Annotated in this window: 8 protein-coding genes; 7 read left to right on the top strand and 1 reads right to left on the bottom strand. The window is 36.0% G+C overall.

Translation table 11 applies throughout. The features are described 5' to 3' along the window. On the top strand, positions 1 to 2,711 hold a 2,711-nt coding region (locus BZK14_RS13215; protein ID WP_077925036.1), incomplete at its 5' end, for a pilus assembly protein. Positions 2,712 to 2,800: 89 nt separating this feature from the next. Here the strand turns inward: BZK14_RS13215 and radA are convergent. Beyond that, positions 2,801 to 4,180: a DNA repair protein RadA gene (radA, locus tag BZK14_RS02575; RefSeq protein ID WP_077925037.1), complete on the bottom strand. Its 1,380-nt coding sequence runs from the start codon at positions 4,178 to 4,180 to the stop codon at positions 2,801 to 2,803. Positions 4,181 to 4,754: 574 nt separating this feature from the next. On the opposite strand from radA, the gene hfq reads away from it, so the two are divergent. The 6 genes from hfq to BZK14_RS02605 all read left to right on the top strand — a co-directional run bounded on the left by hfq (position 4,755) and on the right by BZK14_RS02605 (position 11,441). Continuing rightward, entirely contained in the window at positions 4,755 to 5,021 is a 267-nt protein-coding gene (gene hfq / locus BZK14_RS02580; protein ID WP_077925038.1) for an RNA chaperone Hfq, read from the top strand. Between the two features lie 47 nt (positions 5,022 to 5,068). Continuing rightward, positions 5,069 to 6,358 (top strand): ribosome rescue GTPase HflX, encoded by a 1,290-nt coding sequence (gene hflX / locus BZK14_RS02585; RefSeq protein WP_077925039.1) that lies wholly within the window; start codon positions 5,069 to 5,071, stop codon positions 6,356 to 6,358. An 18-nt stretch (positions 6,359 to 6,376) separates the two neighbouring features. Next, complete coding sequence (gene hflK / locus BZK14_RS02590; RefSeq protein ID WP_245831128.1) at positions 6,377 to 7,735, top strand: FtsH protease activity modulator HflK; 1,359 nt, start codon at positions 6,377 to 6,379, stop codon at positions 7,733 to 7,735. Positions 7,736 to 7,753: 18 nt separating this feature from the next. Beyond that, entirely contained in the window at positions 7,754 to 8,638 is an 885-nt protein-coding gene (gene hflC, locus BZK14_RS02595) for a protease modulator HflC (RefSeq protein ID WP_077925040.1), read from the top strand. Positions 8,639 to 8,713: 75 nt separating this feature from the next. Further along, positions 8,714 to 10,012 (top strand): adenylosuccinate synthase, encoded by a 1,299-nt coding sequence (locus BZK14_RS02600; protein WP_077925041.1) that lies wholly within the window; start codon positions 8,714 to 8,716, stop codon positions 10,010 to 10,012. Positions 10,013 to 10,088: 76 nt separating this feature from the next. Continuing rightward, positions 10,089 to 11,441 (top strand): phosphomannomutase/phosphoglucomutase, encoded by a 1,353-nt coding sequence (locus tag BZK14_RS02605; protein WP_077925042.1) that lies wholly within the window; start codon positions 10,089 to 10,091, stop codon positions 11,439 to 11,441. Positions 11,442 to 11,622: the final 181 nt, after the last annotated feature.

Raw genomic sequence — 11,622 nt, forward strand, 5'->3', positions numbered from 1 at the left:
AAAATCATATGATTGTGATGACAGATGGTGAGCCTAATAAGGCAGAAGTTTGGGGAATTGATCCAAATGATGGGGTTAGAGTAGATTATATTCATCCTTTAGCAACTCATGCGAAGATTAATGGTGTTAATATTGGTTATGATGGCCTTCTCAATAATGGTAAAGTCATAGGAAATATAACATCTCAGGTTGATTTGCGTGATGCGCATAAACCAATTTACAGAAATGGCCAATGGGAAGAGAAAACAGTAGATGATGCTGGCAAATCTTGGAAAGATGAGCTATCTAAGGCTATGCCAATCATTACGCATAGTGTGAGTTTATTTGTAGATCCATTATCTCGTGTTTATTTAGATATGACTGAGCCAACAGACGGGATGAATCTTGGCTTCGCAAAAGGAGATGGTAATTCTGAAGATCTATTATTAGCTTTTGATACGATCTTTTCTTCTATTATTAAAAGTACAAGTAGCACAATGTCTACAAATGATAGAAATAATTCAGGTGTTTTAGAGGGCAAACCAACCAATTCTAGTGGTCATGTAGATTTATCTAAAGTTGGTGCTATTCGTTATGATACAACCTATAATTTTAATCAGCAGATGGGAAATATTCGTGCAATGGCGCCGTATATTTCTAGTTACATTAATGTTGATGGTGAAGAAAAACCAGTCATTGATGTGATTGAGTTATGGAATACAGATAATACTGTGAAACCTGAACAGGCTAGGTATGTAACATTCTTAGGGGATAGTAATCAATTAGTATATTTAGATAATCCTGCGGTTAATAAGCAATTTGAAGAAATTTATAAAGCAAAAAAATATGGTGAGCCATACAATAATTATTATATACCTTGGTTGATGAATCCTGGAGCTTATGAGGGAGATCATGGATTAAGGGCACGTGTACGCCCAATGGGAAGTGTGACAAATTCTGATCTAGTTTTAGCTAATAAAGATGTGCTGAATATTAATATTGCTAAAAATAAAATGGCACCTACATTGGCCATAGATTTAGTTGAATATGTAAAATATAAAGCAGGGCATCAAGCAAGTAATTATTTGATCGTTTCTGATAATGATGGATTTATCAGTTTTGTTAATGCACAGCGCGGATTAACGGGTTATGAAGAAGCCGGTGCGAGAAATACAGCATATTTCCCTCAGCTATTAGCACATAGATTAGATGAAATTGCGGGAGATAATCGACCTGCAACTTTGGTATTGGAAGGTAAAACTAAACTTATTGATGCAAAAGTATATGAACCATCGGTGGGAGATATTTATGCAACTATCGGTTTGACTTCTATGGGAAGTGGTGGAAAGGGTATTGTTGGTTATCGAATTTTTGGTGCACCTACCAATTTTAATAGTTCATCTGCTCAATCATTAGAAAATATTACACCACTATTTGAAATTACGAATGAAGGGCCTGAAGAATTTAGAACAGCAGGTTTTGAAAAATTAGGTTATACCTATTCTAACTTTGAGATGTTTAACCGTATTTACGATAATAAAGGCCAAGCTGTTGCTGTCTTTGGTAATGGTTTTGGGGTTGATCAATCAGTGCTTTACTTTATAGATGCTTATACAGGCAAAAAACTACATGAAATTGTTTTAAGCCCTAATGGTGGAGGAGCAGCAACACCATCTATTGTTGTACGTGCATCAAATAATGGGCAGGCGCTTGATCGTATTTATGTCGGAGATTACTCAGGTACATTGTATCGAGTGAATTTTAATGGTAAAGATTTAACGGATAATAGTGTGACAGTGACAGCTTTATTTAAAGCTTCTACTGTACCTAATAATCCTGGCCAATCGGCGATTTCAGTTAAGCCTTTAGTCATTAAGGAAAAATCTACAGGATTATATGATATAGCATTTGGTACTGGTAATGCCTCTAGCTATGAGTTGGATCGTGGGCATAACTCATTGGTCGAACACAGTATTTATAAGATTGTTGATCATAATAGTACAAGTACTGCTGCAACCTCAACGGTTGGAGAGTTATCATCTTCAAAACGACCACTTGTTTCTTTATTAACGATTTCAGATTTAAATGTTGGCCGTGTTAATTATGCAAAAGGCTCTAATATTAATTATTATTCTGAAGAAAAACATGATTTAGAAATTACAGCACCAGAATCTGTTAACCCTAATACTAGTGTTAATGGTTGGTCAATTCGTTTAATTGCGGATGGCTCACAATCTGGTGAGCGTACAATCCAGAATGCCAAGTATGATTCTAGTAACGATAGTATTGTGTTTGTGACATGGGGAATTCATGAAAGGGATAATGATTATATAGCTGGTGATCTTTATGATCCTTGTTTGGCTGATGCTGCTTTTGGTAAAGTGTTATCATTTGATGCCAAAACAGGTAAGTCTTCTGGTGCAAAAGGAATATACAATAAAGGTACGACAGGAACAGCTGAAGGCGGTTTGACAGGTAGCGGAATTTCCGATAGTCCAGAAGGCAATGACATTGCTGATCTTGATGATTTTCAAAATGGTTTAGAAGAGGAAATTATCCAAATTGTTGGTGAGGAGGATAGCAGTCATTACGCAGAAGATAATAGCCCTCGCTTGCCATGTATTGGAGATATTTTTGGTAATACAGAATGTAATGTAGAAGAGGAAAAACCTAACGTTGAGTCTTTACATCCAGGTCGAGTTAATTTTAAGAAAATTAATGCCTATTTTTAACTTATAACTATCAATAATAACTCATCAATAGATCATAGAATTTTCTATGATCTATTTTTTTAGTGGATCAATAAGTTCAGAGGGTAGTATTAATGGCTAATTTCTGAAAGTGCATCAATAACTTCAGATAATTTAGAAACAGCGATTACTTTTAAACCATCTTGTATTTGTCGTGGAGCATTGCCTTTGGGGATGATAGCTTGTTTGAAGCCATGTTTAAAAGCTTCTTTAAGGCGTTCTTCACCATTAGGTATAGGGCGAATCTCACCTGATAAACCCACTTCACCAAAAATGATTAAATCAGAGGGTAGAATTTTATTTCTAAAGCTTGAGTAAGCAGCTGAGATTACAGCAAGATCCGAAGCTGTTTCAGTGACTTTAACGCCACCTACAGCATTCACATAAACATCTTGATCATTCATTGCAATGCCAGCATGTCTATGTAATACCGCAAGAAGCATGGTTAACCTTGCTTGTTCAATACCTAACGTGACACGGCGAGGATAATTACCAAAAGATTGATCAACTAAGGCTTGAATTTCCACTAATAGCGGGCGTGTGCCTTCTTTGGTAACCATAATCACACTACCTGCACTCGGTTCTTCATTGCGTGATAGGAAGATTGCTGAAGGATTGCTCACTTCTCTTAATCCTTTTTCTGTCATGGCGAAGATGCCAAGTTCATTAACTGGCCCAAAACGATTTTTGTAAGCTCTCATCACTCGGAAGCGGGAGCCAACTTCTCCTTCAAAATATAAAACTGAATCTACCATGTGTTCCAAAACTCTAGGTCCTGCAATAGCACCTTCTTTTGTCACATGGCCAACTAGAAAAATAGCAGTATTAGTGCGTTTTGCATATCGGGTCAAAAGTGCGGCGCTTTCTCTGACTTGAGCAACATTGCCAGGAGCTGAATTGAGAAATTCAGTAAATATTGTTTGTATTGAATCGATCACCATGATTTTAGGCGAAAGAGATTCTGCTGTGGCAATAATTTTTTCAACAGAGGTTTCAGATAATATTTTAAGATCGCTTTGCTGCAAAGATAATCTCTCAGCACGCAGTGCGATTTGGCTTGGTGATTCCTCACCTGTAACATAGAGAACATCTAACGTTTGGCTAAAATGTACCATTGTTTGTAATAGTATGGTTGACTTACCAATGCCTGGATCGCCACCAATTAAAACTACAGAACCTGTGACTAATCCATCCCCTAAAACACGGTTAAGCTCAGTTAAGCCCGTATCATAGCGTTGGTGTTCTTCTTTTTTGATATTATTCAATGTTTGGATGGCATTATTACCAGCAGTGCCAGCATAACCAGATAGGCGAGAAGAGGCAGGTAGGCTTTTTTCAACTAAAACCTCCTCAATACTGTTCCACTCTTGGCAATCTAAGCATTGCCCTGACCACTTTTGGGTAATACTGCCACATGATTGACAGACAAATTGTTTTTTATTTTTGCTCATGTAATACTAGCTCAGTTAACAATTAGAAGAATCAATCATATCAATTTTGAATTGGTAAATTCCATGAAATGGCATTATTTTCTATTTATAATGGAATCTTTTATTAATAAAGATTTTTGTTTCAAAATATTTATACAAAAATCGAATATAACTTGACGTATAAGAAAATGGATCTAAGATGTCATATCTTCCAATTTATAGATTAGTGACGTCTTGGGTTGGGATGTTTTGTAATAATTAAATATTTAAAATATGTAAATTAATGTTAATTTGATATAATTTAAAATATTAGATATTACAAAGATTGATAAAAATAGTGAAGATAATAACTGAATTATCGCAGATATGTTCTATACTTTTTTATCATCAGTATGAAAACTGTGTAGGGTACAGTTTTATTCTAGGTTGATTAAAAGAATACTAATTAACTTGCCAGTATTAGTTGTTTTAATCACTAAGGATCCCCACATCATTTAGAGTATATTAAATATAGTGGATGTACTTAAATACAGTGGAAAAATAAAAGATGTAACAATTTTCTCAACAAAATTAATTATTAGTGAAGGATATAAAAATGGCAAAATCACAATCTCTACAGGATCCATTCTTAAATGTGCTCCGTAAGGAAAAAATTCCTGTATCAATTTATTTGATTAACGGTATCAAATTACAAGGACAAGTTGAGTCTTTTGATCAATTCGTAGTTTTATTGCGCTCAAATGTTAGCCAAATGATCTACAAACATGCAATTTCTACTATCGTACCTGCGCGCAGCATTCGTGTAAGCTTTGATGGTGAAGAAGCTGTATCTGAAGAGTCAGAAGCTGAAATTACTATTTAATCAGTATTTCATGTTAGAATTGAACTTTTGTACGAATCATATTTAGAATGTTCGAAAACGAAGGTCAATTTACAGAGGGAGATCAAGCAATCTTGGTCTCTCTACAATCTCAAAATTCTCATGCAGAAGAGATCTGCGAGTTTCAAGAGCTAGTCAAAGCTGCAGATGTCAGAGAACTCTCTTTAATTAAAGGAAAGTTAGCGTCTGCGAATCAAAAATATTTTTTAGGTACAGGGAAAGTCGAAGAGGTTCGTGAGGCAGTAACCGCATTGGGTGCCAATGTCGTTATCATTAATCATGAGCTTTCACCCAGTCAAAATAGAAATTTAGAGAAATATCTAAAAGTTCGTGTTGTTGATCGTACCGCTCTCATCTTAGATATATTCGCACAACGAGCAGAAAGTTTTGAAGGTAAACTTCAAGTTGAGCTAGCGCAGCTTACCCATATTTCTTCTCGATTGGTTCGTATGTGGACACACTTAGATAGCCTAAGAGGTGGTAGTGTTGGATTGCGTGGTCCTGGTGAATCTCAATTAGAGATGGACAAACGCATGATCGGCCTAAGAATTAAACAATTAAAAAAGAAATTAGAGAAAGTACAGCAAGTACGACATCAAGGTCAGGCTTTGCGTGATCGTTTGGGTGTGCCTGTGATTGCCTTGGTCGGCTATACTAATGCTGGTAAATCTAGTTTATTCAATCGCTTAACTGATGCAGGTACTTATGTTGAAGATAAATTATTTGCAACCTTAGATCCCAAACATCGTACATTGTTCTTAGATAATATTGGTGATGCAGTGATTGTTGATACTGTTGGGTTTATTTCTAAATTACCTCATGAACTTGTAACAGCTTTCCATTCAACATTACAAAGTGCTGTAGATGCTGATTTATTGCTAGAAGTTGTGGATGCCTCAGATTCTGAGCGTGAATTTAAAAGTGAACAAGTGGCACAGGTTTTAGAAGAAATCGGTGCAGATAAAGTTCCTAGGATTCAAGTGAATAATAAGATTGATTGTTTGAATGACGTTATTCCTCATGTCAATTATAATGATGAAGGAATGCCTAAATCTGTTTGGATTTCTGCAGAAAAAGATTTAGGGGTACAATCACTCAAAGATGCAATTGCAATTTATTTTAAAGATAAACATATTTCAAAAAATATTATTTTACCGCCTTCAAAAGGTAGATTACGTGCTAAGCTATTCGAATTAAATGCAGTAAAAAATGAATCAATTAATGAAAGTGGTGAGTTTGTTATTGAGTTATTAATGCAAAAGTCTGACTGGGATCGTTTGCAGAAGTTGGATGCAGATGCCCAAATATACCTCAATTAGAGATTTTAGATGCAATTTATGGCAAATATTGGTAATTTATTCACACTTTTGTCTAAAACATTCTTGAATTTATTTAAGGGAAAAATGAAAGAGAGTACTTTAGAAATGGCTTGGAATGAGCCAAAAGACCGTAATAACTCGGGGGGGCAAGAGCCACCACGTGATCAAGGACAAAAACCTAAGCAGGAAGATATGCCTGATTTAGATGTATTGTTAAAAGATCTTAAAAATAAAGTGTTGGGAAAATCATCTCAAAACAATGGTAATGGTCATAATGGTGGCGATAATAATCGTACGCCCAATAAACCATTTAATTCTGGTATCAGCGGCAAGCTTGTTGGTTTAGGCGCAGTTGGTGCTTTTGTATTGTGGATGTTAAGCGGTATTTATATTGTCGATACTGGTACCAATGCTGTAGTGTTATTTTTAGGTAAAGAGCAAGCGGTAACAGGACCAGGTATGCATTGGCGTTTCCCATCACCTGTGGGCGAGCATAGAATCATCAATGTAGAAAATCGTTTTTCTGCAACAATTGGTGGTCGTCAGGAAACAATGATGTTGACTAAAGACGAAGCAATTGTGGATGTTCGAGTTGAAGTTCAGTATGAAATTAACCGTTTAGACCCAGCTAGCTATTGGTTTGCATCAACTAACCCAGATGAAGTTTTACGTGATGTAGTAGAAAGTGCTGTGCGTGAGCGTGTGGGGCAAACAAGCTTAGATGCTATCTTGACCTCTGGTCGAGCGCAATTAGTAGCAGAAGTTAAGGCTTTGGCACAAAAAGTATTGAATGATTATAATATTGGTTTAAACATCACTAATGTTAACTTAGTAGATGCGCAAGCACCTAGACCTGTTCAGGCTGCATTTACAGATGCTATCAAGGCACGTGAAGATGAACAACGTATGATTAATCAGGCTGAAACTTATGTGACTGATGTATTAGGTCGTTTAAATGGTGAGGTTGAGCGTGAATTAGCAAAAGCAGAAGGTTATAAGCAGAGCGTTATTGCTAAAGCAGAAGGTGAGGCTAATCGATTTGAATTATTGAATCAAGCATATGCTCAAGCGCCTTCAGTGACTCGTCAAAGATTATATTTAGATGCAATGGAAACCATTTTTAAAGATACAAATAAAGTATTGATGAATACCAATAGCAATAATTTAATGGTATTACCGTTAGACCAATTAATGGGTGGTGGGCAACAAACTATTAAATTAGATATTGATTCAACTGCAATTCAAGAGCGCAAGGATACAAAAGCGACACAATCTATTCCCTCAAATGGTTTTATGTCAAAAACACAAAACTTATCTTCTGAGAATACCAATAGTGCGCCTGTAGTGAAAATCCGCAGCCGCCAAGATGGCCGTTAATTAAAAGTAGGATAGAGCATGAATCAGAAAATTACACCAATCGTTATTATCTTAGCGATCATTGCTTTTTTATTAGCTAATTCAATTTATATCGTAAAACAGTGGGAAACTGCAATTCGTTTACAGTTTGGTGTTGTTCAAGAGAATAACATTGGCCCTGGATTAAATTTTAAGGTGCCTTTTATCAACACAGTTCGTAAATTTGATAGACGCCTACAAACTTTAGTGACAGATCCAGAACCTTTTTTAACATTAGAAAAGAAAAACTTGATTGTTGATACTTTTGTTCAATGGCGAGTGGCTGATCCAAAAGTTTTCTATGAGCGTGTTCAAGGTAATGCAATGCGTTTAAATAGCTTATTGAAACCTGTTGTACAAGATAATTATCGTGCAGAATTTGCAAACCGTAATTTACAAGAAGTTGTTGCAGGATTTGATGGTGCTGCAAATATTACTGTTCGTGCAGTGATTCAAAATGATATTTTGAATAATATTCGTGAAACAGGTAAACAATATGGTATCGATATTGTTGATATGAGAATTAAAGGCGTAGAACTGCCAGATGATGTGAAACAAAGTGTTTATGATCGTATGAATACTGAGCGTGAACGTGCTGCTAAAGAATTTAGAGCTCGAGGTGAAGCAACATATATTGAAAAAGTTGCAAATGCTGATAAAGAACGAGAAATTAGATTGGCTGATGCTTATAAGCGTGCTGAAATTTTACGCGGTGAAGGTGATGCTGCTGCGACCAGTATTTATGCTAAAGCATTTTCTGCTAATCCAGAATTTTATGAATTTAATCGTAGTTTAGAAGTCTATCAGAAAGGTATTAAAAGAGATGGTGACATCTTAATTTTGGATACAGATTCTGAGTTCTTTCAATATTTTCAGCCAAAATAAGTAAGAGTGCGAAAACATCATTGAATTGAATTTCTTTTTTTTTTATTCAAAATTTGAAATCGGGGAATAAAACAAATGGGTAAGAATGTCATTGTCGTTGGCACTCAATGGGGTGATGAAGGTAAAGGTAAGATTGTTGACCTTCTCACGGAAAAAGCTACAGCAGTTGCTCGCTTTCAGGGTGGTCACAATGCTGGTCACACATTGGTGATTGACGGTAAGAAAACAGTTTTACGTTTGATTCCATCAGGTATTTTGCGTTCTCATATTACTTGCTACATTGGCAATGGTGTTGTATTGTCGCCAGTTGCATTGTTAAGCGAAATGGATGAATTATTGTCAAAAGGCGTTGATGTTGATAAGCGCTTGAAGATCTCAGAAGCTTGTCCATTGGTGATGCCTTATCATATTGCCATTGATCTTGCGCGTGAAGAGAAATTAGGCGTTAATAAAATTGGTACAACAGGTCGTGGTATTGGCCCAACTTATGAAGATAAAGTTGCGCGCCGTGCAATTCGTGTTGCTGATCTTTTTTATCCAGAACGTTTTAAAGAAAAATTAACTTTGGTGATGGAATTCCATAATTTTGTTTTACAAAATTATTTTGGCAAAGAGCCATTATCAGTAGATGCTGTATATGAAGAAATTATGGCATTAGCACCACGTATTCTACCAATGGTGACAGATGTTTCTGAAGAATTAAATAATCTTCGTAAAGCTGGTAAAAGTGTAATGTATGAAGGTGCTCAAGGTACTTTCTTAGACATTGATCATGGTACTTATCCATTTGTTACTTCAAGTAATACATCAGCCGGCGGTGCAGCAGTAGGTACAGGGGTTGGACCTTTGTACTTTGATTATGTCATGGGCATTGTGAAAGCATATACCACTCGTGTAGGATCTGGACCATTTCCTACAGAATTACATGATGAAGTTGGGTATGGTTTGGCTGAACGTGGCCATGAGTTTGGTTCAGTAACAGGCCGTGCTCGCCGTTGTGGATGGTTTGATGCGCCTGTATTGCGCCGTTCTGTGGAAGTGAATAGTATTTCTGGTTTGTGCTTAACAAAACTAGATGTTTTAGATGGCATGGAAGAAGTCAAAATTTGTGTGGGTTATGAATTGGATGGTCAGAAAATAGATTATCCGCCTTATGGTGCTGATCGTTTTGCAGCATGCCAGCCAATTTATGAAACGCATGCAGGATGGTCAGAAAGTACAGTGGGTGTAGCTTCATTTGAAGAATTACCAGTCAATGCACAAAAATATATTCGCCGAATTGAAGAATTGATAGGTGCACCTGTGGATGTTATTTCAACAGGCCCAGATCGTTCTGAAACTATTGTTTTAAATGACCCATTTGCAGAAATCTAATTTTATACTGAGTTAATGTAGGGAAAAGGTTATCATAAGGTGATAACCTTTTTTTTATCTTAATTTTTAGAGTTGTATGAAATTTTTTAAAGCTTATGATATCCGTGGCAAAGTACCATCGGAGTTAAATGAATGTTTTGCAGAACAATTAGGGCGTGCTTATGCAGTAGAATTCACGCCAAATGTTGTGGTTGTAGGGCATGATATTCGCTTATCAAGTTTGAGTTTACATCAGGCGTTGATAAAGGGACTGCTTGATATGGGAGTCAACGTTATCTCATTAGGATTATGTGGCACAGAAGAGGTAAATTATCAGACTTCAGCGCTACATGCTGATGGAGGTATTATGATTACCGCAAGTCATAATCCTATGGATTATAACGGTATGAAGTTATGCTTGAAAGATAGCGTGCCTTTAAGTGAAGCAACAGGGCTATTAAAGCTTAGGGATCGAATCATTCACCAAAAATTAGGAACGACTCACCCTCAAAAGGGTCAATTGACAAAATTCATAGAAAAAACTGATTATATCCATCATCTATTACAATATATCAATGTTCAAAAATTAAAACCGCTTAGGGTAGTGGTTAATTCTGGGAATGGTTGTGCTGCACCCATTATAGATTTATTAGAACAATATTTACCTTGTGAATTGATTAAAATTCATCATGAGCCGGATGGTTCCTTTCCGAATGGCATTCCCAATCCTTTATTGCCTGATCATCGGGCAGATACTTCAAAAGCAGTTCAAGTATATGGTGCAGACTTAGGTGTCGCATGGGATGGAGATTGTGATCGATGCTTTTTCTTTGATCATGAAGGTCATTTTATTGACAGCTATTATATGATTGGTTTGATTGCCAAGCAGATGTTAGCAGAATCAAAAAATCAAAGCATTGTAACCGATGGTCGATTAGTCTGGAACACAAAGCAGCAAGTTAAAGCAGCAGGTGGTCGATTGGTGATTTCTAAAGGAGGTCACTCTTTTATGAAACAATCCATGAGAGAATTTAATGCCATTTATGGCGGTGAATTGAGCGGCCATCACTATTTTAGAGATTTTTATTACTGTGATTCTGGCATGATTCCATGGTTATTAGTTATCGCATTACTTTCTAGCTCTGATCTAAAATTGAAAGATTATGTTGAGGAAAGTATTCATCAATTTCCTTGCAGTGAGGAGATGAACTTTAAAGTCAATCACGTGGAAGATGTAATACATCAGATAGATTTGCAATTGGGCCAGAAAGCAATTCAAAGAAATACATTAGATGGCTTAACCTTAGAGTTTATTGATTGGCGATTGAATGTGCGTTCTTCTAATACAGAACCTTTATTGCGTTTAAATATAGAATGTAAATATAGCCAAGATTTATTGGCATCAAAAGTAGATCTGTTGTTGTCTATAATTGAACCTTTTAAGATATGATATTGATTTATTTCTTGATGAATATGGCATATTTGATTAAATGACAAAAAATTACATTGATGAATTAAAAACAGTTAAGAAGATTTTACGAAGAGAGTCTGTAAAAAAAACTCAGACGATAATGCATCAAAAGAAAACTGAATGTGTAGATCTATCTTTTAGTGAGTTAATGAAAGATGTG

This window comes from Wohlfahrtiimonas larvae, assembly GCF_002006755.1.
Lineage (GTDB): Bacteria > Pseudomonadota > Gammaproteobacteria > Cardiobacteriales > Wohlfahrtiimonadaceae > Wohlfahrtiimonas > Wohlfahrtiimonas larvae.

Coding starts and splice junctions, on each gene's coding strand:
- BZK14_RS02600 (WP_077925041.1), top strand. CDS start 8,714: ATGGGTAAGAATGTCATTGTCGTTGGCACTCAATGGGGTGATGAAGGT.
- hflC (WP_077925040.1), top strand. CDS start 7,754: ATGAATCAGAAAATTACACCAATCGTTATTATCTTAGCGATCATTGCT.
- radA (WP_077925037.1), bottom strand. CDS start 4,180: ATGAGCAAAAATAAAAAACAATTTGTCTGTCAATCATGTGGCAGTATT.
- hfq (WP_077925038.1), top strand. CDS start 4,755: ATGGCAAAATCACAATCTCTACAGGATCCATTCTTAAATGTGCTCCGT.
- hflK (WP_245831128.1), top strand. CDS start 6,377: ATGGCAAATATTGGTAATTTATTCACACTTTTGTCTAAAACATTCTTG.
- hflX (WP_077925039.1), top strand. CDS start 5,069: ATGTTCGAAAACGAAGGTCAATTTACAGAGGGAGATCAAGCAATCTTG.
- BZK14_RS02605 (WP_077925042.1), top strand. CDS start 10,089: ATGAAATTTTTTAAAGCTTATGATATCCGTGGCAAAGTACCATCGGAG.